Below are 19,646 nucleotides of genomic sequence, written 5' to 3'. Positions count from 1 at the left end.
CTCTGGGCGACCGCGGCGGCACCGGCCACCTGGCTGGCGCGCAGCGGCCTCGCGCGCGACGCGCGCGGGTTCCTCCGCGTGGAGGCCACGCTGCAGGCCGTCGGGCAGCCCGCCGTCTTCGCGGCCGGCGACGTGGCGGGCTTCTCCCCGCCGCTCGCGAAGGCGGGCGTCTTCGCGGTGCGCCAGGCACCCGTGCTGGCGGACAACCTCCGCGCGGCGGCGCTGGGCCGGCCGCTCAAGGCCTATGTCCCGCAACGCGATTGGCTCGTGCTTCTGTCCACCGGCGATGGCCGGGCCATCGGCACGCGCAACGGGATCAGCTTCGAGGGGCGTTGGGTCTGGTGGTGGAAGGACCGCATCGACCGGCGGTTCATGCGGCGGTATCAAGGCGCATGAACTGGCTGAAGAGCCGCCAGGCGCGCCTTGTCCTGCTGGTGCTGGCGGTGCTCGTCGCGCTGCAGTTCACACCGCTCGGCCAGTGGCTGTCGGTGGATGGGCTGGCGCGGTCGCGGGAGGCGCTGGTCGGGGTGGTCGAGCGTCACGGGCCGCTCGCCGCGATCGGCTATGTCGCGCTGTATGTCTTCGTGATCTCGCTGGCCCTGCCCGGCGCCACGATCCTGACGCTCGCGGGCGGGATGCTGTTCGGCGCGGCACTCGGAACGGCTCTCACGGTCGCGGCGGCGACGGTCGGAGCGACGCTGGTGTTTCTTCTCGCGCGTCGCCTGTTCGGCGCCGACGCGCTCGAGCGACTGGGCGGCGCGGCGGAGCGGATCGCCGCCGGCATCCGGCGCGAGGCGGTGTCGTATCTGTTGTTCCTGCGCCTCGTGCCGCTGTTTCCCTTCTTTCTCGTCAACATCGTGCCTGCCTTCTGCGGCGTGCGGCCCAAGGTCTTCGTCCTGACCACGCTGTTCGGAATCGTGCCGGGAACGCTGGTCTATTCCCTGGCCGGCGCGGGGCTGGGTGCCGCGCTGGCGGCCGGCAGCAGCTTCGACGTCTCGCAGGTGCTGACGCCGCAGATGCTCGGCGCGCTGCTCGGCCTCGGCGCGCTGGCGCTGCTGGCGATCCCGCTGCGGCGGCGCTTCGCGCGGGACTAGCCGAGCCGCGCCGCAAGCGCGGGCGCGAGGCCGACCGTCTCGACCGGCTGGTGCGGCAGCAGGCCGGCGGGCCCCTGCCCCAGCGCAGCGATTGCGGCGCGTATGCCCGCTTCGACGGAGCAGATCACAGGCAAGCGGACCCGCTCGGCGACACGCGTGGCGAGGCCGGCGAGGCCCGCGCCACCGAGGATCACCACGCCGGCGCCATCCTTCGCGCAGGCCTCGCAGGCGGCGGCGAGGGCGGCAATGGCAGCTTCCGGGTCGCGCGCGATCTCGCCACCCGAGGGCGCCACGGTCCGCACGCCCGCAAGATTCGCGGCGTGGCCGCGGGCGGCGAAGAACTCCTCCAGCATCGGCTTCCAGGCCGCACCGCCGGTGACCACGCCGAAGCGCGGCGCGAGTCGCAGCGCCGCCGCGGCCGAGGCGTCGGCCAGCCCGACCACCGGCACCGGCGCGATCTCGCGCAGCGCATCCAGCCCGGGATCGCCGAAGCAGCCGAGCAGCACGGCGTCGGCGCCCGCGCCATGCTCGGCATAGGCGTCGAGCGCCGCATGGGCAGCGATTGCGGAGGCGGCGCGGGAGGCGATGTAGCGCGCACCGAACCGGCCGGTGGCGCCGGCGAAGGTCACGCCGGCAGGCGCCAGGTCGTTGGCGATCGCCACCAGCCTGTCGGTGATCGCCGCCGTCGTGTTGGCGTTGATGAGCAGGATACGCATGGCGCTCCCTTCGCGCCTGCGCGCGCATCTGTCCAGCGGGCGTGACGGATGGCGCGGACCGGCGCAGGATCGCCCGACTGGGACGGAGGACGGGCATGCGGACGCGCGCGGCGGTGGCCTGGGCGGCGGGGAAGCCGCTGGAGGTCACGGAGGTCGAGATCGAAGGCCCGAAGCCCGGCGAGGTGCTGGTCGAGGTCAAGGCCACCGGCCTCTGCCACACCGACCTCTACACCTTGTCGGGCGCCGATCCGGAAGGCCTGTTTCCGGCCATCCTCGGGCATGAGGGCGCCGGCATCGTGCGCGAGATCGGCGCCGGCGTGACCAGCGTGAAGCCGGGCGACCACGTGATCCCGCTCTACACGCCCGAATGCCGGCAGTGCAAAACCTGCCTCTCGCGCCGGTCCAACCTCTGCACCGCGATCCGCGCGACGCAGGGCAAGGGCGTGATGCCCGACGGCAGCACGCGTTTCCGCTGCGACGGCGCAGAGGTGATGCATTACATGGGCTGCAGCACCTTCGCGAACTTCACCGTGCTGCCGGAGATCGCGCTGGCGAAGGTGCGCGAGGACGCGCCTTTCGAGAAGATCTGCTACATCGGCTGCGGGGTGACGACCGGCATCGGCGCGGTGATCAACACCGCGAAGGTCTGGCCGGGCGCCAATGTCGCCGTGTTCGGCCTCGGCGGCATCGGGCTGAATGTCATCCAGGGCGCGCGCATGGTCGGCGCGGACCGCATCATCGGCGTCGACATCAATCCCGCGCGGCAGGAGATGGCGCGGCGCTTCGGCATGACCGACTTCGTCAACCCGAAGGAGGTCGGCGAGGACAAGGTGGTGCAGGCGATCCTGGACCTGACCGGCGGCGGTGCCGATTTCAGCTTCGAGTGCGTCGGCAACGTGAAGCTGATGCGCCAGGCGCTGGAATGCTGCCATCGCGGCTGGGGGGAGAGCATCATCATCGGCGTCGCCCCTTCCGGCGCCGAGATCGCGACACGACCCTTCCAGCTCGTGACCGGCCGGGTGTGGAAGGGCACGGCGTTCGGCGGGGCGCGCGGCCGCACCGACGTGCCGCGCATCGTGGACTGGTACATGCAGGGCAAGATCGAGATCGACCCGCTGATCACGCACCTGCTGCCGCTCGATCGGATCAACCACGGCTTCGAACTGATGGAGCGGGGAGAGAGCATCCGCTCCGTCGTGGTGTACTGAGCGCCACCAGGTCAGCCCGGCGACCGCGGGCCGAGCCGGGCGGCCGGCGCCACGCGCCGCGTCGCGGCGTGCGATCCGAAGGCTGGAATGGGATCCACAGTGGTGCGAAGCTTCGCGCGACGAGGAGGATCCGATGCGCAACGAGGACGAGATCTGGCGGCTGGTCGAGCAGAAGCGCGCAGACTACCAGGCGCTGGCCGATCGCGTCTGGGGGATGCCGGAGCTCTGCTACGCCGAGACGCGCTCGGCCGAGGAGCATCGCGCGATGCTGGAACGCGAGGGCTTCCGCGTGACGACGAATGTCGCAGGGATCCCGACCGCGGTGATGGGCGAAGCCGGCGAGGACGGGCCGGTCATCGCGATCCTCGGCGAGTACGACGCGCTGCCGGGGCTGAGCCAGGAGGCCGGGGTTGCGGAGCCGCGGCCGGTCCCGGGCGAGACCAGCGGTCATGGCTGCGGGCACAACCTGCTCGGCGCCGGCGCGATGCTCGCCGCCGCAGCGGTCAAGGACTGGCTTGCGGCGAACGGCATCCGGGGCCGCGTGCGCTACTATGGCTGCCCGGCGGAAGAAGGGGGCGCCGCCAAGGGGTTCATGGTGCGCGACGGCGCCTTCGACGACGTGGACATCGCGATCTCCTGGCATCCGGCCTGCTTCGTCGGCGTGAACGAACCGGTGAGCCTCGCCAACACGCGCATCGACTTCACCTTCCACGGCCGCACCGCGCATGCAGCGGCGCAGCCGCATCTCGGCCGCAGCGCGCTGGATGCCTGCGAGCTGATGAACATCGGCGCGAACTACCTGCGCGAGCACATGCCGTCCGATGCGCGCATCCACTACGCCTATCTCGATGCCGGCGGCATCGCGCCGAACGTGGTGCAGGGCCGCGCCAAGATCCGCTACCTGATCCGCGCCAAGAACCTCGAGGAGCTGCGGCCCCTGGTGGAGCGCGTGCGGAAGATCGCCGACGGCGCCGCGCTGATGACCGAGACGCGGGTGGAGACGCAGGTGATCTCCGCGGTCTCGAACCTGCTCGGCAACACGCCGCTCGAGGAGGTGCTGCACGCGAACCTGGAGCGCCTCGGGCCGCCACCCTTCACCGCCGAGGACCGCGCCTTCGCCGCCGAGATCCAGAAGACCCTGCGGGAGGAGGACATCGTGGCCGCCTACCGCCGGCAGGGCCTGCCGGTGCAGCCTGGCAAATCGCTGCCCGACTTCATCGTGCCCTATGGATCGAAGGGCGCGGGCATGGTCGGCAGCACGGATGTCGGCGACGTGTCCTGGAAGGTGCCGACGGTGCAGGCCCGTGGCGCGACCTGGGCGATCGGCACGCCGGCACATTCCTGGCAGGTGGTGGCGCAGGGCAAGTCGCCGCTGGCGCATGCGGGCATGGTGCATGTGGCGAAGGCGATGGCGGGCACCGCGGTGGACGCGCTGCGCGACCCCGATCTGATCCGCCGCGCGAAGGAGGACCATCGCGCGCGCACCGGCGGGAGGCCCTATGAGAGCCCGTTGCCGTCGGACGCGAAGCCCGCGCTCGGCATGTCGCTCGCCGAGTAGCGCTCAGGCATCGCGGCGGATGGACTGGTCCGCACCCATCCGCCGTTCCAGCCAGCGCACGCCGGCCGAGATCAGCAGGATCAGCACCAGGTATTCCAGGATGAGGATCGTGTAGATCTCGAGCGGGCGGAACACCGTCACGACCAGCTCGTTCGCCTTGCGGGTCAGCTCCTGATAGCCGATCACGCTCGCCAGGCTGCTCATCTTCACCACGTAGATGAATTGGTTGGCCATCGGCGGCAGGACCCGCCGGATCGCCTGCGGCAGGATGACGTGGCGCATCCGCTGCCAGGGCGAAAGGCCGAGCGCCATCGCCGCCTCGCGCTGCCCCTGTTCGATGCTCTGGATGCCGGCGCGGAAGATCTCCGCCTCGAAGGCGGAATCGCACACCGCGATCGCGAGCATGGCCGCGACGAAAACGCCGAGACGGATGTCGAGCACCACCGGCAGGCCGTAGAAGACCCAGAGGATCATCACCAGGATCGGCACGGCCCTGAAGACCTCGACATAGCCTCGGTTGATCCAGCGCAGCGGTCGCGCGCGCGCCAGGCCGAGCAGCGCCACGGCGAGGCCGAGCGTGATGGACAGCGCCATGGTCGCGAGCGAGAGCGAGACGGTCGCCCAGAAGCCCGACAGCATGAAGGAGAGGTTCGCCTGGCCGCGCGGATCGGTCGGATCCACGACGTGCCAGCCCCAATTCCCGCCGCAGCCGGCCAGGAACGGTCCGGCGGCCAGCAGAAGCACCAGTCCGCGAGGCATCGTCCCTGTCATGCTGTCCCTTGCGCTGTTGCACCGCAGCGACACATGTCGCACGCTCGCCGCAACGCGCAAGTTGAGATCGTCGAAGACAGGAGACTGCGACCATGAACCGTCGCTCGCTTCCCATCGCCGCGGCCGCCGCCGCGACGCTCACCGTCCCGATCCAGGCCCAGGCGCAGGCCACGCAGACCGGCAAGCTCTCCCAGATCCAGGCTGCCGGGCGGATCCGCTTCGGCACCACCGGCGACTTCAACCCGCTGAGCTTCCGCGACCCCGCCACGCGCGAATTCCGCGGGCACCAGATCGAGGCGGCGCAGCAGCTGGCGCGGGACATGAACGTACGGGCGGAGTTCGTGCCGACCGACTGGCGCACCCTGATCAACGGTCTCCAAGCGGACCAGTACGACGTCGTCTTCAACGGCACGACGATGTCGGTCGCGCGCGCGATGGCGTGCAGCTTCACCATTCCCTGGGGGCGCACCGGCTTCATTCCCCTGGTCCGCCGCCGCGACGCCAATCGCTTCGCCAACTGGGATGCACTCAACCAGCGCGGCGTCACGATCGCGGTGAATCTGGGCACCACCATGGAGCAGTTCGTGCAGCAATCTCTGCCGAACGCGACGCTCCGCCGCGTGGAGAGCCCGGCCCGCGACTGGCAGGAACTGCTGATCGGCCGGGTCGACGTCAGCATGTCGAGCCTGCTGGAGGCCGGGCAGCTCTCGCGCGAGCACCAGGACCTGGTGCCGATCCTCGCGGACCAGCCACGCAACCCGCTACCCATGGCCTTCATGGCGCCGCTGAACGACTTCGCCTTCACCAACTTCCTGAATGCGTGGATCCACATGCGCATGGCGAGCGGGATGTTCGACGAGCTGAACCGCAAGTGGGGCATCCTCCAGGGGTGAGTGCGGTCCCTCGCGTCGCGGTCGCGACGTGACGGCCCAGGGCGCCGGCCAAGCAGGCAGGAGAACACCAGCCGCCCTCCCGCGTTGACGCCGCGGTCGGAGCGGGAGGCGGCGGTGCCGGCGGATAAGCTGGCGAATCAGAGCCTGGCTGAAGACCTCGGCGCGCGGTGGGCCGCGCTGATGCGCTCCGGTGCCTGGGAAGCGGCGTGGCAACTGTCGGACGCGGCTCTAGCTGCGCGGCAGGGCGCGCGCGACTGGACGCTCCCGCGCCATCTCCAGGCCGTTTGGGACGGCAGCCCGCTGGACCGGCGCCGCGTCCTGGTGCGCTGCTACCACGGGCTCGGCGACACGATCCAGTTCATGCGGCTGGTGCGCCCGCTGCAGGCCATCGCGCGGGACGTCACCGTCTGGGCCCAGCCAGAGCTGCTGCCCCTGCTCGCGACGATGCCGGACGCGCCGCGCCTCCTGCCGCTGCACGACGGGACGCCCGACGCGGCACACGACGTCGACATCGAGATCATGGAGCTGGTGCACGCGCTGCGGATCTCGCCGGGTAGGCTGCCGGGCGAGATCCCCTGTCTTCATCCGCCGTCTGCGCAGCGGCCGGCGCGGGACGGTTTCGCGTTGGGGGTGGTCTGGCGGGCCGGCGACTGGGATGTGCGGGCCGCCGCCGAGATTGAAGGCCCCGCCGGCGGCGCCGTCGATGTGCCGCCATGCCGCGCGCCAAGCCGCGACGGCATCGCGCACATCCAGCACGTCGCGCACCTGGCAGCAGTCGCCATTGAGGGTGATCGGCTACCCGCGCAGCGGACGGATCAGGAAATGCGCAACCCAGCCCTGGTCCTCGGTACCCATCTGCCGCGGGCCGTAGATGCAGCTCATCCGCATCACCGCCGCCGGCATGCCGTAGCTGCGCGCGAAATCCAGCACATACTGGTCGGCCGCGCCCTTCGAGCATCCATAGGGCGTGTGGAAGTCGAGCCGTCGCCCTTCCGCGATGCCGGTGCCGCGCACCGCAGGGTCGCGCAGCACCCATGCGTCCCCGCGTTTCTCCAGCGCGATGTCGCCGAGGTCTCCATAGACCTTGTTCGTGCTCGCGAAGACCAGCGGGCAGGGCCCGCCGGACCGCTGGCGCAACAGGTCCAGCAGCACGAAGCTGGTTCGCAGATTCACGGCGAAATCTTCCTCCGGATCTGTGAGGCTCGTCGTCACCGCGACTTGTGCGGCGAGGTGGAAGACCGCATCGGCGCCGTCCAGCGCGGCGCGGAGCGCCGCGGCGTCACGGATGTCCGCCCGCATGACGTGGATGCGTGTCGGATGCCGCCGACGCAACCATGCGAGATTGCCTGCGACGCCCGGCCGCGCGAGCGAATCGTAGATCAGCACCTCGAGACCGTCCGCCGCGAGACTGTCCGCGAGGTTCGAGCCTATGAAGCCAGCCCCACCCGTGATGAGGACGCGGCCGGTCACGCCACCAGCCCCCTCGCCTCGAGCTCGCGCCTCGCGGCCTGCACGCGATCCTCGGCCTGCTGCCGCGCGACCCACTCCGCCAGCTCGGCAAGCCCGGCGCTGAAGTCGCGCCTTGCGGCGTAGCCAAGCACGGTCCGTGCAAGGGTAAGGTCGGGGATGCAGTGACGGATATCTCCGGCGCGCGTCTTGCCGGCGATTTCCGGCGCGATGGCCGGCTTGCCCATCGCGGCGGCAAGAAAGGTCGCGACCTCGGCCACGTCGCGAACCTGCCCGCTTCCGATGTTGAAGCCCCCCCCGGCCGCGGACGGCGCGTCGAGTGCGAGACAAAAGGCGTGTGCGACGTCCTGCACATGCACGAAGTCGCGCTGCTGCCGTCCGTCCTCGAAGATCACCGGCGCCTCGCCGTTGTGGAGGCGGGACGCGAAGATCGCGAGTCCTCCTGCGACGGTGTCGGGCAAGGTTACGATGGCGAAACCCCGCGTCTGTGCTGGCGTTTCGCTGCGCATCGCAACCCATCGGCAGGCAACGCCTTGTGACGGCGTCCCGCTGCACCCGGCGCCGGCCGAGCGAATCCTCATCACGGGGCGTGGCGCTTCGGTCGTGGAACGCCTACGGGCCCGGGCAGGCGCTGTCCAATCCGTACACGGGCGTTCGTCGTGATGGATGCGGTGCGCTGCGCGCGCATCGCGCTCGATCGCGGGATCGGGGGCGCGCTCGCGGCGCCTTCGGCGTGGTACATGAAGTCGCCCCGCGCGCAGATGACGGACCACGACGCGCATGCGGCGACGCTGCGCTTCGCCGCAGGCAGCGAATAATGGCGCTGCGGCTGCTGCTCACGCGTCATGCGGCGCATGGCGACGCCGGGCGCGTGCTGTCGGGCCGCACGGACCGGACCGGTCTGTCCGAGGAGGGCCGCGCACAGGCATCGCGCCTCGCCCGGCGGCTCCGCCGCGACGGTCCGCGCCACCTTGTCGCGAGTCCCCGGCGGCGCGCGCAGGAAACCGCGCGCATCCTCGGCGAGGCGCTGCGACTGGAGCCGCGCAGCGACCCCGCGCTGGACGAGATCGAGTTCGGCGCATGGACCGGGCGCAGCTTCGCGGAACTCGGCGACGCGCCCGGCTGGCCGGCCTGGAACGAGCAACGCGCGGTCGGCCGCGCACCGGGGGGCGAAGCGATGCACGAGGTCCAGTCGCGCGTCCTGGTCTGGGCCGAAGGCCTGCACGCCTCCGGGCTCGACGGCGCCGTCGTCGCCGTGAGCCACGCCGACGTGATCAAGGCGGCCGTGTGCGCCTATCTCGGGCTCTCCCTCGACGCGCATCTCCGCTTCGACATCGCGCCAGGCTCGCTGAGCGGGATCGAGCTTTGGCAGGGCGGCGGCCGCGTGCTGTTCGTGAACGAAGCCCCGGCGCCGGAGGCGTGGCCTTGACCGCAACTGCCGATCGAGGCCCGGAGCACATCCGCCGGCGCGCGGCCGAACTCGGCCCATGGTTCCACAACATCGACCTCGGCGGCGTGCGCACCGCGCCCGATCACTTCCTGGGCGATTATCCGGCCGTGAAGTGGCGCAGTTTCGCGCACGCCATCCCGGCCGACCTGACGGGCGCCTCGGTGCTCGACATCGGCTGCAATGGCGGCTTCTACAGCATCGAGATGAAGCGACGCGGCGCGACACGCGTGCTCGGCATCGATTCCGACGAGACCTATCTGACCCAGGCCCGCTTCGCGGCAGAGGTGACGGGCCAGGACATCGAGTTCCGCAACCTCTCGGTCTACGACATCGGCGCGATCGGCGAGCGCTTCGACCTCGTGCTCTTCATGGGCGTCCTCTACCACCTTCGCCACCCGCTGCTCGCGCTCGATCTGATCCACGAGCATGTCGCCCGCGGGCTTCTCGTCTTCCAGTCCATGCAGCGCGGGGCAGCCGAGGTCGCGGCGGTCCGGGAGGATCACGACTTCGCCGAGACGGACATCTTCGACGACCCTGGATGGCCCAGGCTCCACTTCATCGAACGGCGCTACGCGCATGATGGAACCAACTGGTGGGTGCCGAACCGCGCCTGCGCGGAGGCGATGCTGCGGTCCGCCGGCTTCGCCATCGCCGACAATCCGGAGGCCGAGGTCTACATCTGCCGGCGCGTGGCGGCGCCGCGCGGCGCCGGCGCCGTCTATCCTTCGCGCGGGAGCGGCCGATGATCGAAGCGGCGATGATCTGGAACGAGCCGAACAACAAGTCGCACTGGGATCCGGAGCTCGACCCGGGGTGGACGCGCTTCGCCGATACGGCGAAGGCCGCCGGCCGCGCGATCCGCTGTGCGCGCCCAACGCTCCCGCGCGTGCTTGGCGGCATGTCCCCGATCGAAGCCACCTTCTTGCGGAACATGGCGTCGAAAGGCGTCCTGGAGGAGGTGGACGCGGTCGCCGTGCATGGCTTCCCGCTCGACTGGAATCTCTGGCAGATCGGCGACTGGCCAACGAAGCTCGACGAGATCCGCGCCGTCACCGGCAAGCCGATCTGGGTCAGCGAGGTCGGCGTCTCCTCCTTCGGCGCAGAGGAGGTGCAGGCCTGGGGCCTCGCCCGCACCGCGCAGTTGCTGAAGGGCCGCGCGCCGCGCATCCACTGGTACAGCCTGCATGATCTGCCCAGGTCCTGGGAGGCAACGACCCGCCATCGCGAAGCGGAGGGCAGCTCCTATTATCGGCACTTCTACATGGGGCTGGTGCGGGAAGATGGCAGCCTCAAGCCGGCCTTCGCCGAGTTCGCCAGGCATGCGCCCGACATCGGCCTTTGCCAGTGGTTCCACTTCGAGGATCACCGGCTGGACGCATCGGTCGAGCTGATGAGGCGCCTTGGCGTCCGGTACCTCCGCACAGGGCTGTCCTGGGCCGATTCCTACCGGCCCGATGCGCTGGCCTGGTTCGACAGGCAGATGGAGGCGCTGCGCGACTTCCACGTCACCGTCACCTTCTGCTTCACGCCCGAGCACAAGGGCCCGGGCCGCCACCAAACCAGCCCACCCGACGAGCCGGAGGAGTTCGGGGCCTTCTGCGCCGAAATGATCCGCCGCTACGCCTAGGCCCGGCGCAGGTGGACGGAATCGTCCTGCCCGCGTCGCGGCCGCCCGGTGTCCGAGAGCCTTGACCACGTGCGACGCCCGCCCCCGCGCCCGGCGGACGGCGCGCCCGGCAGCGAGCCGAATCGTCCCGCCCGGCTTGTCCTCCGGGCCACTCCCGTGATGGATAGCGCCGATCAGGGGAAGCAGGGATGACCACGTCCGCCGAGGACGCGACGACCGAGGCCGCAGACGGTCTCACGGACGAGACGGTGCAGTGGGGCTTCCGCCTGCTCGCGGGGCGCGACCCGCTGAACGAGGCCGAGCGGGCGGCCTTCCGGGCCCTGCCCGACCTCGACGCGATGCGGCGCGCCTTCACCAACACCTCGAGCTTCCACGCCTTCTTCGACGCCGTGCTCACCGGGCGGCCGGTATGGACCATGCCGCTCTTCCTGCTCCGCCCGCCTGAGGACGGGACGGCGTGGCGCTTCGCGCCGCCGGATCTCGATCAGCCGGGATCGCAGCTCTGCACGCGGGCGCAGTTCGACGAGCCCGCCTTCCTCGAGATCGCGACCGCGATGGGCTTCCGGCCCGCCGTCTCCCGCGCCCAGTGGGAGCAGGTCTGGGCCGCCTCGGTGCTGGCGACCGAGGGACTGATCCGTGCGGGCCGGCGCGTCCTGCTGATCGAATCGGGCAGCGAGCGGCTCGGCGCGCTGCTCGCCTCGCGCGACGTCCTGGTGACCGCCACCGGCAGTGCGGCCAGCCCGCGCGCGGCGGAACTGCGCCGCACGCAGCTCTTCTACCCCGAGGTGATCCGCATCGAGGACTTCGACCGGTTCGTCGCCTTCGCGCAGGCCACGCCGGCCGATATCAGCGGCCTGCCCGGCGGCTTCGATGCCTGCGTGTCCTTCGGCCTTCCCACCCGCCTGGGATCCACCGCGGCCGCGCTCGACGCCTTCGAGGCCAGCCTCGCGCCGCTCCGGCCTGGCGGCATCGCGCTGCACAGCTTCGCCTTCAACCTGACCTCCGACACGCGGAGTTGGGAGCTGCCGAACCTCGTGATCCTGCGCCGGAGCGACATCGAGGCGCTGGCGACGCGGCTGCACGCGGCGGGGCACCGCCTCCTGCCGCTCAACCTGCATCCGGGCGTGCATCCCGAGGACGAGCAGGTCACGACGGAGGTCGGTGCGGTCCACGCACTCCGCCAGCGGCACGGCTTCCTCGTCGCGACCTCCTTCGGCCTCGCGATCCGCAAGGCCGGCTGATGCTCGGACGCCTCTTCGGTCGCCGCCGCGGCGCGACGCATGCCGCCCTGCCCCGCCGCCTCGAGGAGGCGATCGCCTATTTCGCGGGCCGCAGCAACCCGCATCATTACGCGCGCAGCGCCTATCTGGGCGACCACACGGCGCTCGCCCTGCTCGAAGGACGGCTGCCGATCTACCTCGACACGCGGGGCACCGACATCGCGCCGCACATCATGCTGTTCGGCATCTGGGAGCAGAACTACACGCGGCTGTTCCAGCGCCTGCTGCGACCGGGCGACACGGTGCTCGACCTCGGCGCGCATCTCGGCGTCTACACGCTCCTGGCCTGCGCCGCCGTCGGCCCCTCCGGCCGTGTGCATGCTTTCGAGCCGAACCCGCGTTACGCGGCGCTGCTACGGCGCTCGCTCGCGGTGAACGGCTTCACCGGCTTCGCCACGGCGCACAATGTCGCGGTCGGCGCTGCGGAGGGCCGGACCGAGTTGTTCTTCGACTGGGAGTACGCCGGCGGCGGCTATCTCGCCACGGACTCCGTGCCGCACCCGACCGGGACCGAGGCCGCGGCCTGCCGCGTCGTCGCGCTCGACGACCTCTTCGCGGACCCAGCCGTCACGGTCGATGTCGTGAAGATGGACATCGAGGGGACCGAGACCTTCGCCCTGCAGGGGATGCGGCAGTTGCTCGGCCGGTCGGCGCGGGTGCGCGTGATGTTCGAGTTCGCCCCCGGCATCCTGGCCGGCCATGGCTCCTCGGCGGCCGAGTTGATCGGTCTCTTTTCCGGGCTCGGTTTCCGCTTCTGGGAGATCGCCGCGGATTCGAGCCTGCTGCCGGTCGCGGCCGAGGACCTCGCGGAGCAACGCGACGGCGTGGTCAACCTCCTGGCCAGCCGCGGGGATCCCACCGCCGCGTAGCAGGCATGCCGCACGGCACGTTGAGGTGCCGGTTGCCACGTGGAAGAGTGCGCGCCGCCCTGTGCCGGGAGCCCACATGTCTGAGCGCGCCGCGCCGGTCGCCGCCGGCCTGCTTGTCACCACGGCTGTCCTGTGCGCGGCGCTCGCCATGGGCCTGCGCAACTCCTTCGGGCTCTTCCTCGCGCCGATGACGGAGGCGCATGCCTGGACCGCATCCGGCTTCGCCTTCGCCATCGCGCTGCAGGTGTTGCTGAACGGCGTGGCGCAGCCGCTCTGCGGCCAGGTGGCGGATCGGCTCGGCGGGCGTGCCGTGGTGATGGGCGGCGCCCTGCTCTACGCGCTCGGAATCCTGGGCATGGCCATGGCGGAGAGCATCGGGCTCTTCACCTTCTTCGCCGGGATCGTGATGGGTGTCGCGGTCTCGGCGGCCGGCATGCCCGTCATCATCGCCTCGCTGACCCGGCTTCTGCCCGAGAGCCAGCGGGGGCGGGCGGTCGGTCTCGGCACGGCGGGCTCCTCCTTCGGCCAGTTCCTGGTCGTGCCGGTCGCCGGCTTCGGCATCGCCGGCATGGGTTGGGAATGGACGCTCTGGCTGATGGCGGGGGCCGCGCTGCTGATGATCCCGCTCGCCATCCCCATGGCCGACCGGCCGGCGCCCAAGGCCGCCTCCGGCCCCGAGCAGACGGCGCGCGAGGCGCTGTCGCTCGCGTTCCGCACGCCGAGCTTCTGGTTCCTCTTCTTCGGCTTCTTCGTCTGCGGCCTGCACGTCTCCTTCCTGACGGTGCACCTGCCGGGCTTCGTGCACAGCTGCGGCCTGCCCGTCGCGGTCGGCGCTGGCGCGATCGGCCTGATCGGCCTGTTCAACATCGCAGGCTCGCTCGCCGCGGGCGAATTGTCGCAGCGGTGGAAGCGGCGGGAGTTGCTGGTGATCATATACGCCGCGCGCGGCGTGCTGATCGCCTGGCTGATGTGGGCGCCGAAGACCACCGAGACGATCCTGGTCTTCGCCGCCATCATGGGGCTGCTCTATCTCTCCACCGTGCCGCCGACGGTGGCGCTGGTGGCGCGCAACTTCGGCACGCGGTGGCTGGCGACGCTGTTCGGGCTGGTCTTCCTCGGCCACCAGATCGGCGGCTTCACCGGCGCCTTCCTGGGCGGGCTGCTCCTGGACATGACAGGGTCCTACGACCTGATGTGGAGCATCAACATCGCCGCCGCCGCCTTCGCCGCGCTGATCCACCTGCCGGTGAAGGACCCGGCGCCGGCCCGGCCGGCCGTGGCCCCGGCCTGATAGGCGCGGCCCGCCGCAGCCTGTAAGGTGGCGCCGGATCAGGGGGTTGCGACGCATGCGGCGATGGGTGCTCGTGACGGCGATGGTGCTGGCATTGGGCGGGAGCGGGACGGCCCAGCAGGGCGAGCCGCCGCATGCCTGGGTGTTCGGCTCCTGGACCGGCGGCATGTTCCCTGCCACCGAGACCTCCGGCCCCCGCTGCACCGGCCAGCCGACGGTAGTGTTCACCCGCGACGTCGTGCTGCGCGCCAGCCCCTTCGACGTCACCTATCGCCAGCGCCTGATCGAGACGGTGGCGGCCGAGCCGACGGCGCTCGAGTTCCGCCTGGTCCCGGCCCCGCCGCAGCAGACCCCCTTCGGCCCGCGGCCGGCGCAGGATGCCGGCTTCGGCTGCCCGGCCGGGCCCAATAGCCTGCGGGTCGAGCGCCGCGGCCCGAACGAGATCGTCTTCCCCGACTGCGCGGAATTCCCCTTCCCGCTGCAGCGCTGCGTCGGGAACTGACGTTGCGCATCGCGCTGATCCACGCGCTGCGGCACTCGCCCGCCGCGACCGAGGCCGCCTTCGCCGAGGCCTGGCCCGAGGCGCGGCTGATGAACCTGCTCGACGACAGCCTCTCGGCCGACCTCGCCCGCGACGGCAGGCTGACGCCGGCCATGACCGAGCGCTTCCTGACGCTGGCGCGCTATGCCGCCGGCACCGGGGCGGACGCGATCCTCTTCACCTGCTCGGCCTTCGGCCCCTGCATCGAGGTTTGCGCCCGGGCGCTTGCGCCGCTGCCGGTGCTGAAGCCGAACGAGGCGGCGATCGAGGAAGCGGTCGCCGCCGGCGGCCGCGTGGGCCTGCTCGCGACCTTTCCGGGCACGCTCGCCTCGATGCCGGCCGAGTTCCCGCCGGGCACCGACGTGGTGCCGCGGCTCGCCGAGGGCGCGCTCGCGGCGCTCGATGCCGGCGACGCGGAGGCCCATGACCGGCTGGCGGCAGAGGCCGCGCAAGGGCTGCGCGGCTGCGACGCCATCCTGCTCGGCCAGTTCAGCCTGGCCCGCGCCGCGCCGCGCATCGCGCAGGCGACGGGCTGCCGCGTGGTGACCACCCCCGACAGCGCGGTGCGGAAGCTCCGGCGGCTGCTGGCCGCCTGACGCTCAGCGCGCAGCCAGCGCGGCCATCACCTCCGCGACGCTCTCGCGCACCGCGACATCGGTGCCGAAGCGCAGGCCCACCATCACCACCGCCGCGCGCGCGCCGACCGCGTGGCGCTCCTGTGACTCCCGGACCAGCACGACCCGGTCGGCCGCGAGGAAGATCCGGCCATTCGCCAGGTCGGTCAGGACGATCAGCCGAAGCCCGGCCTCGGAGAGCCGACGCGCGACGGAGTCCACCGGCTCGACCGTGCGCTGCTGCACCCAGGCGGCGGTATCGATCACCGTCGCACCTTCGGCGCGGCCGATGCGCACCACCTGCGTCACGGCGAGGTGCACGGCGCCGCGCCCCTCGGTCGGCACGATCTCGACGAAACGCGGCGGCTGCTGGGCCAGGGCGGGGGCAAGCGCCGGGGTGGCGAGCAGGGCGGGCAGCGCGAGGAGAAGCCTGCGGGTCGGCATGATGAGGCCTCAACGCGCCGCGGCAGATCAGTTGCGCCGCGGCGGCGGCGGCGCGGCCGCGTCCGGGTCGAGCCCCGCCCGTCGCGCCGCGGTGCGCTTGGCGAGGTTATCCATGTAGACTGCGTTGTTGGTGCGCGCGAAGGCGGCCATGGCGTCGAGGCGTTCCTGCATCGGCGCACGCGGTGGCAGAGCGAGGGGCGCGGGGGGCTCGGGCGCCGGCTCCGGGCGCGGCCCCCAGGGCCCGCTGGCCACCGCGGAGCGGGCATCGCCCCAGGGGGATCCGGTGGACGCGCCGGAGGAGGCGGGCGGGCCAGCAGGCGCGGCCGTGCCCAAGGGTGCCGGAGAGGAGTTGGCCAGCGCTGCACCGGCCTCGGTCGGCCAAAGCGCCTCGGCCTCCGTCGCCGCGGCCGTCAGGGCGGGCAGCGGGCCCGGATCGTGGCCGCCGGCGAAGCGAACCAGTGTCTCGACCCGCTTGTCGATGGGGGGATGCGTCGCGAACCAGCCCACAGCGCCGGACAGCGCGGCGTCGTGCAGGAAGAGGGCGCGCACCTGCTCGGGGATGTCGGGCATGGCGGCGCGCTGCTCCACTTTCCGAAGCGCGCCGATCATGGCGTCCGGGTCGCCAGTCAGCTCCACGGCGCCGGCATCCGCCAGGTATTCGCGGTTGCGCGACAGGGCCATGCGCAGCACCAGCGCCAGGACATGGGCGATGATCGCGATCAGGATGCCGATCAGGATCAGGACCAGCATCGCGCCGCCGCCGCCGCTGTTGCTGCCGCGCGAGGAGGAGCGCGAGGAGCGGCCGCTGCCCACGCGGAAGCGCGCGAAGCGCAGGATGTTCCACACCCGGTCGGTGACCAGGGTGATGACGCCGACGAAGACCGCGGCGATCACGCCGAGGCGCGCGTCGCCGTTGCGGATATGCGCCAGCTCATGCGCGATGACCGCGCGCAATTCGCGGTCGTCGAGCGCATCCATCAGCCCGCGCGTTACCGTCACCCCGGCCGTCTCGCGCGTCAGGCCGGAGGCGAAGGCGTTGCGCTGCGGCGTCTCGATCACCGCGAGCCGCGGCAGCGCCATCCCGCGGCTGATGCAGAGCTCCTCCGTCAGCTTCCAGAAGCGCGGCTCCTGCCGCGGGTCGGTGACGCGCTTCGCGCCGGTGATGGCGTCGAGGATGCGGTTGTGCGCGAGGAAGGCGATGGCGAACCATACGCAGGCCAGCGCCAGCGCGGCCGGCACGATCACCGGCAGTAGCCGCGCCGCCTCCACCAGCCCCTGCTCGACGGTCCGCACCTGGCCCGAGACGATGAAGAGGGCGATGGCATAGCCCATCAGCGTCAGCAGGACGGGGAAGCCGGCCAGCAGCAGCACCGACCGGATCGCGGTGTTCCAGGCGTGGGTGCGAAGCCCCGTCGCCGGGAGCATGGCTCAGAACTTCACGCTCGGCGGGGTCTGGACCGCAGCGCGCTCGGCCTCGTCCAGCTCGAAGAAGCCGCGCTCCGTGAAGCCGAGGCTGCGGGCGAAGAACACCGCCGGGACGGACTGGATCGCGGCATTGAACTCGGAGACCGCGTTGTTGAAGAAGCGCCGCGCCGCGGCGATCTTGGTCTCGAGCGCGCTCAGCTCACCCTGCAGCGAGAGGAAGTTCTGGTTGGCCTTGAGGTCGGGATAGGCCTCGGCCAGCGCGAAGAGCCGCCCGAGCGCCCCGCTCAGCATGCCTTCCGCGGCCGAGGCCTGTTCCGGCCCGCGCGCCTGGGTGGCCTGGGCGCGCGCCTGGATCACCGCATCCAGCGTGCCGCGTTCGTGCGACGCATAGCCCTTCACCGTCTCGACCAGGTTCGGGATCAGGTCATGGCGCTGCTTCAGCTGGACCTCGATGTCCGCCCAGGATTGCCCGACCGTCTGCCGCAGCGCGACGAGCCGGTTGTAGATGACGACGATCCACAGCAGCAGCAGGACGATGACGCCCAGCAGGATCCATTCCATCCGAGAGGCCCCCCTTCTCGCCGCGCAGGCTACCGCCGCCTCTCGCGCGCGGAAAGCACGCCGTGGGCCTCGCGGAACGCCCTGGCCATCTCCGCTCCCGGCTGCGCGCCGCTGAAGAGGAGGTGGCGGTCCATCAGGAAGGTCGGCACGCCCGCGACCCCGGCATTGCGGAACGACTGGTCCTCCTCGAGCACCTCGAAGCGGTGATCGGACCGGGTGAGCATCTCGCCCATCCCCGGCAGGCCGGCCGAGGCGGCGATCGCGTCGAGCGTGGCAATGTCGCCGAGGTCACGTCCGCCGCGGAAATACGCATCGAACAGCGCCTCGACCACCCGCTCCTGCAGGTCCTCCGGCGCGTCGTCGGCATCCTGGGCCAGGTCGGCGGCCCGGATGACGCGATGCGCCGCGAGGCTGTTCGGCGTGCGCGCGATCAGGTCGAAGCGGAAGTCGAGCCCGGCGTCGCGCCCGACCTCGGCGACCTGCGCGTCGAGCTCGCGCGACCGCTCGAGCGAGCCGAACTTGCGCGCCCGGTACTCGTCCCGCGCGACGCCCTGCAGCGGCATGTCCGGGTTGAGCTGGAAGGGAAGCCAGCGGATGCGGAAGCGCAGCCCCTCGGCACGCAGCTCCTCCAGGGCGGCCATGAGGTTCGCCCGGCCGATCCAGCACCACGGGCAGATCACGTCCGAGATCACGTCGATCGTACGCATGCGCGAATCGCTCCAAACCGGCCTTGCAGCCTGATCAACAGAGCACGGAGAGGCGCTGCGGAACCATAACCAGCGCCGCCTCGGCCGCATTCGCGAAGGCCAGGCGCAGATGGCGGTCCTGCCCCGGCCCGAAGAACGGCCCGGGCAGGGTCATCAGCCCGTGCTCCGCGGCGAGGATCTCGGCGGCCCGCATCGCATCCGGCGCGCCCGGCGGAAGGCGGAGATAGGCGAAGTAGGTGCCGATGGCGTCGAGCCGCCACTCGGGCAGCTGCGCGACCGCGTCGCGGAAGACGGCGGCGCGGCCGGCCATCAGGGCGCGGTTGCCGGCGCGCCACGCGCCGAGCGCCGGGATCGCCCAGGCGATCGCCGCCTGGGCCGGGCGCGGCGGGCAGATCTGCAGCGTGTCGAAGGCCTTCTCCATCTGTTCCATCACCGCCGGCCCCGCCGCGACGGCGCCGAGGCGATGCCCGGGCACGCAATAGGCCTTGGAGAACGAGTAGAGGTGCACGAGCACGTCGCCCCAGTCCGGATCGCCGAAAAGCCCGTGCGGCGGCGAGCGATCCGCTGGCAGGAAGTCGCGATAGGTCTCGTCGAGGACGAGCATCGCGCCATGCCGCCGGCAGAGGTCGGCGATCTCGTGGATCACTCCGGCGGGGTGGATGGCGCCCGTCGGGTTGTTGGGCGTCACCAGGACCACGGCGCGCGCGCGGTGCTCGGCCAGCAAGCGCGCGACCAGGGCCGGGTCGGGCACGAAGCCGTCCTCCGCGCGGGTCGGCACCGGCACGGCACGCACGCCCTGCATCGTCATCGCCATGTGGTGGTTGAAGTACCACGGCGTCGGCAACAGCACGGCGTCGCCTTCGGCGGCCAGCACCGAGAGCGCCATCGCGAAGGCGAGGTTGCAGCCGGCGGTGATCGCGACCTCCGCCGCGCCGATGCGCGCGCCGTAGAAGCCGCTCATCTCCGCCGCCAGCGCCTCGCGCAGCGCGGTGTCGCCGGCAATAGGGCCGTAGCCGGCGCAGGCGGCGCTGCCCGCGGCCTCGGCGAGGCGCGCGAGCAGTTCGGGCGGCGGCGGGTATCCCGGCACGGCCTGCGTCAGGTCGAGCGGCGGGCCGGCGCGGCCATCGTAG

The 19,646-nt window shown here is 71.6% G+C and carries 23 protein-coding genes and 1 pseudogene; 14 read left to right on the top strand and 10 right to left on the bottom strand.

Annotated features, from left to right (window positions below; genetic code table 11):
- A pseudogene (locus L2I40_RS06000) lies at nucleotides 1–396 on the top strand (FAD-dependent oxidoreductase); the annotation flags it as partial.
- Nucleotides 393–1,094 (top strand): TVP38/TMEM64 family protein, encoded by a 702-nt coding sequence (locus tag L2I40_RS05995; RefSeq protein WP_237213968.1) that lies wholly within the window; start codon nucleotides 393–395, stop codon nucleotides 1,092–1,094. The pseudogene L2I40_RS06000 and the gene L2I40_RS05995, both read left to right, overlap by 4 nt.
- Here L2I40_RS05995 and L2I40_RS05990 read toward each other — a convergent pair.
- Nucleotides 1,091–1,810 carry an aspartate/glutamate racemase family protein gene (locus L2I40_RS05990; RefSeq protein ID WP_237213967.1) on the bottom strand — a complete coding sequence of 240 codons (720 nt, stop codon included), beginning with the start codon at nucleotides 1,808–1,810 and terminating at the stop codon, nucleotides 1,091–1,093. The two genes, L2I40_RS05995 and L2I40_RS05990, sit on opposite strands and share 4 nt — an antisense overlap.
- 95 nt (nucleotides 1,811–1,905) lie before the next feature.
- Here L2I40_RS05990 and L2I40_RS05985 point away from each other — a divergent pair, with 95 nt between their 5' ends.
- Together L2I40_RS05985 and L2I40_RS05980 are read left to right on the top strand one after the other, a co-directional pair.
- Entirely contained in the window at nucleotides 1,906–3,018 is a 1,113-nt protein-coding gene (locus L2I40_RS05985) for an S-(hydroxymethyl)glutathione dehydrogenase/class III alcohol dehydrogenase (protein ID WP_237213966.1), read from the top strand.
- Between the two features lie 133 nt (nucleotides 3,019–3,151).
- The gene (locus tag L2I40_RS05980) at nucleotides 3,152–4,576 is read left to right on the top strand and encodes a M20 family metallopeptidase (RefSeq protein ID WP_237213965.1); all 1,425 of its coding nucleotides are present in this window, start codon (nucleotides 3,152–3,154) and stop codon (nucleotides 4,574–4,576) included.
- Nucleotides 4,577–4,579: 3 nt separating this feature from the next.
- On the opposite strand, the gene L2I40_RS05975 is transcribed toward L2I40_RS05980, so the two are convergent.
- On the bottom strand, nucleotides 4,580–5,335 hold the full coding sequence (locus tag L2I40_RS05975; RefSeq protein ID WP_237213964.1) for an amino acid ABC transporter permease: 756 nt from the start codon (nucleotides 5,333–5,335) through the stop codon (nucleotides 4,580–4,582).
- A 104-nt stretch (nucleotides 5,336–5,439) separates the two neighbouring features.
- On the opposite strand from L2I40_RS05975, the gene L2I40_RS05970 reads away from it, so the two are divergent.
- Nucleotides 5,440–6,240, top strand: coding sequence for a transporter substrate-binding domain-containing protein (locus tag L2I40_RS05970; protein ID WP_237213963.1), 801 nt, complete (start codon nucleotides 5,440–5,442; stop codon nucleotides 6,238–6,240).
- Nucleotides 6,241–6,468: 228 nt separating this feature from the next.
- Here L2I40_RS05970 and L2I40_RS05965 read toward each other — a convergent pair whose 3' ends face one another.
- Genes L2I40_RS05965 through L2I40_RS05955 form a run of 3 tightly spaced genes read right to left on the bottom strand, consistent with a single transcriptional unit; the run spans nucleotide 6,469 to nucleotide 8,168 of the window.
- Nucleotides 6,469–7,005, bottom strand: a complete 537-nt coding sequence (locus L2I40_RS05965) for a hypothetical protein (protein WP_237213962.1) — start codon at nucleotides 7,003–7,005, stop codon at nucleotides 6,469–6,471.
- Nucleotides 7,006–7,035: 30 nt separating this feature from the next.
- Nucleotides 7,036–7,710, bottom strand: a complete 675-nt coding sequence (locus L2I40_RS05960; RefSeq protein ID WP_237213961.1) for an SDR family NAD(P)-dependent oxidoreductase — start codon at nucleotides 7,708–7,710, stop codon at nucleotides 7,036–7,038.
- Entirely contained in the window at nucleotides 7,707–8,168 is a 462-nt protein-coding gene (locus L2I40_RS05955; RefSeq protein ID WP_237213960.1) for an NAD-dependent epimerase/dehydratase family protein, read from the bottom strand. The genes L2I40_RS05960 and L2I40_RS05955 overlap by 4 nt, the downstream gene beginning before the upstream one ends.
- A 201-nt stretch (nucleotides 8,169–8,369) precedes the next feature.
- Here L2I40_RS05955 and L2I40_RS05950 point away from each other — a divergent pair, with 201 nt between their 5' ends.
- The 9 genes from L2I40_RS05950 to L2I40_RS05910 all read left to right on the top strand — a co-directional run bounded on the left by L2I40_RS05950 (nucleotide 8,370) and on the right by L2I40_RS05910 (nucleotide 15,361).
- Nucleotides 8,370–8,525, top strand: a complete 156-nt coding sequence (locus L2I40_RS05950; RefSeq protein ID WP_237213959.1) for a hypothetical protein — start codon at nucleotides 8,370–8,372, stop codon at nucleotides 8,523–8,525.
- A complete protein-coding gene (locus L2I40_RS05945) occupies nucleotides 8,525–9,136 on the top strand; it encodes a histidine phosphatase family protein (protein ID WP_237213958.1) in 612 nt (203 codons plus the stop codon). Before L2I40_RS05950 ends, L2I40_RS05945 begins: the two co-directional genes overlap by 1 nt.
- The gene (locus L2I40_RS05940) at nucleotides 9,133–9,903 is read left to right on the top strand and encodes a TIGR04290 family methyltransferase (RefSeq protein ID WP_237213957.1); all 771 of its coding nucleotides are present in this window, start codon (nucleotides 9,133–9,135) and stop codon (nucleotides 9,901–9,903) included. Before L2I40_RS05945 ends, L2I40_RS05940 begins: the two co-directional genes overlap by 4 nt.
- Nucleotides 9,900–10,784, top strand: a complete 885-nt coding sequence (locus L2I40_RS05935; RefSeq protein ID WP_237213956.1) for a glycoside hydrolase 5 family protein — start codon at nucleotides 9,900–9,902, stop codon at nucleotides 10,782–10,784. The genes L2I40_RS05940 and L2I40_RS05935 overlap by 4 nt, the downstream gene beginning before the upstream one ends.
- Before the next feature lie 188 nt (nucleotides 10,785–10,972).
- Nucleotides 10,973–12,025, top strand: coding sequence for a hypothetical protein (locus L2I40_RS05930; protein ID WP_237213955.1), 1,053 nt, complete (start codon nucleotides 10,973–10,975; stop codon nucleotides 12,023–12,025).
- Complete coding sequence (locus L2I40_RS05925; protein ID WP_237213954.1) at nucleotides 12,025–12,933, top strand: FkbM family methyltransferase; 909 nt, start codon at nucleotides 12,025–12,027, stop codon at nucleotides 12,931–12,933. The genes L2I40_RS05930 and L2I40_RS05925 overlap by 1 nt, the downstream gene beginning before the upstream one ends.
- Nucleotides 12,934–13,009: 76 nt before the next feature.
- Entirely contained in the window at nucleotides 13,010–14,224 is a 1,215-nt protein-coding gene (locus tag L2I40_RS05920) for an MFS transporter (protein WP_237213953.1), read from the top strand.
- Nucleotides 14,225–14,279: 55 nt separating this feature from the next.
- Entirely contained in the window at nucleotides 14,280–14,726 is a 447-nt protein-coding gene (locus L2I40_RS05915; protein WP_237213952.1) for a hypothetical protein, read from the top strand.
- 2 nt (nucleotides 14,727–14,728) lie between these two features.
- Nucleotides 14,729–15,361 (top strand): aspartate/glutamate racemase family protein, encoded by a 633-nt coding sequence (locus L2I40_RS05910; RefSeq protein WP_237213951.1) that lies wholly within the window; start codon nucleotides 14,729–14,731, stop codon nucleotides 15,359–15,361.
- A 3-nt stretch (nucleotides 15,362–15,364) separates the two neighbouring features.
- Here L2I40_RS05910 and L2I40_RS05905 read toward each other — a convergent pair whose 3' ends face one another.
- The 5 genes from L2I40_RS05905 to L2I40_RS05885 form a co-directional block, all read right to left on the bottom strand.
- The gene (locus L2I40_RS05905) at nucleotides 15,365–15,823 is read right to left on the bottom strand and encodes a hypothetical protein (protein WP_237213950.1); all 459 of its coding nucleotides are present in this window, start codon (nucleotides 15,821–15,823) and stop codon (nucleotides 15,365–15,367) included.
- 27 nt (nucleotides 15,824–15,850) lie between these two features.
- A complete protein-coding gene (locus L2I40_RS05900; protein WP_237213949.1) occupies nucleotides 15,851–17,248 on the bottom strand; it encodes a M48 family metalloprotease in 1,398 nt (465 codons plus the stop codon).
- Nucleotides 17,249–17,251: 3 nt separating this feature from the next.
- Nucleotides 17,252–17,809 carry a LemA family protein gene (locus L2I40_RS05895; protein WP_237213948.1) on the bottom strand — a complete coding sequence of 186 codons (558 nt, stop codon included), beginning with the start codon at nucleotides 17,807–17,809 and terminating at the stop codon, nucleotides 17,252–17,254.
- Between the two features lie 29 nt (nucleotides 17,810–17,838).
- Complete coding sequence (locus L2I40_RS05890) at nucleotides 17,839–18,516, bottom strand: DsbA family oxidoreductase (protein WP_237213947.1); 678 nt, start codon at nucleotides 18,514–18,516, stop codon at nucleotides 17,839–17,841.
- A gap of 34 nt (nucleotides 18,517–18,550) precedes the next feature.
- On the bottom strand, nucleotides 18,551–19,646 hold a 1,096-nt coding region (locus L2I40_RS05885; RefSeq protein WP_237213946.1), incomplete at its 5' end, for an aminotransferase.

This window comes from Falsiroseomonas oryziterrae (genome assembly GCF_021864505.1).
In the GTDB taxonomy this organism is placed as follows: Bacteria; Pseudomonadota; Alphaproteobacteria; order Acetobacterales; family Acetobacteraceae; genus Falsiroseomonas; species Falsiroseomonas oryziterrae.
Note: the sequence above shows the minus strand (reverse complement) of the source record. Positions and strands in the feature narration are given on the sequence as shown.

Coding starts and splice junctions, on each gene's coding strand:
- L2I40_RS05900 (WP_237213949.1), bottom strand. CDS start 17,248: ATGCTCCCGGCGACGGGGCTTCGCACCCACGCCTGGAACACCGCGATC.
- L2I40_RS05990 (WP_237213967.1), bottom strand. CDS start 1,810: ATGCGTATCCTGCTCATCAACGCCAACACGACGGCGGCGATCACCGAC.
- L2I40_RS05980 (WP_237213965.1), top strand. CDS start 3,152: ATGCGCAACGAGGACGAGATCTGGCGGCTGGTCGAGCAGAAGCGCGCA.
- L2I40_RS05970 (WP_237213963.1), top strand. CDS start 5,440: ATGAACCGTCGCTCGCTTCCCATCGCCGCGGCCGCCGCCGCGACGCTC.
- L2I40_RS05985 (WP_237213966.1), top strand. CDS start 1,906: ATGCGGACGCGCGCGGCGGTGGCCTGGGCGGCGGGGAAGCCGCTGGAG.
- L2I40_RS05995 (WP_237213968.1), top strand. CDS start 393: ATGAACTGGCTGAAGAGCCGCCAGGCGCGCCTTGTCCTGCTGGTGCTG.
- L2I40_RS05935 (WP_237213956.1), top strand. CDS start 9,900: ATGATCGAAGCGGCGATGATCTGGAACGAGCCGAACAACAAGTCGCAC.
- L2I40_RS05920 (WP_237213953.1), top strand. CDS start 13,010: ATGTCTGAGCGCGCCGCGCCGGTCGCCGCCGGCCTGCTTGTCACCACG.
- L2I40_RS05895 (WP_237213948.1), bottom strand. CDS start 17,809: ATGGAATGGATCCTGCTGGGCGTCATCGTCCTGCTGCTGCTGTGGATC.
- L2I40_RS05915 (WP_237213952.1), top strand. CDS start 14,280: ATGCGGCGATGGGTGCTCGTGACGGCGATGGTGCTGGCATTGGGCGGG.
- L2I40_RS05930 (WP_237213955.1), top strand. CDS start 10,973: ATGACCACGTCCGCCGAGGACGCGACGACCGAGGCCGCAGACGGTCTC.
- L2I40_RS05975 (WP_237213964.1), bottom strand. CDS start 5,335: ATGCCTCGCGGACTGGTGCTTCTGCTGGCCGCCGGACCGTTCCTGGCC.
- L2I40_RS05945 (WP_237213958.1), top strand. CDS start 8,525: ATGGCGCTGCGGCTGCTGCTCACGCGTCATGCGGCGCATGGCGACGCC.
- L2I40_RS05905 (WP_237213950.1), bottom strand. CDS start 15,823: ATGCCGACCCGCAGGCTTCTCCTCGCGCTGCCCGCCCTGCTCGCCACC.
- L2I40_RS05925 (WP_237213954.1), top strand. CDS start 12,025: ATGCTCGGACGCCTCTTCGGTCGCCGCCGCGGCGCGACGCATGCCGCC.
- L2I40_RS05890 (WP_237213947.1), bottom strand. CDS start 18,516: ATGCGTACGATCGACGTGATCTCGGACGTGATCTGCCCGTGGTGCTGG.
- L2I40_RS05950 (WP_237213959.1), top strand. CDS start 8,370: ATGGATGCGGTGCGCTGCGCGCGCATCGCGCTCGATCGCGGGATCGGG.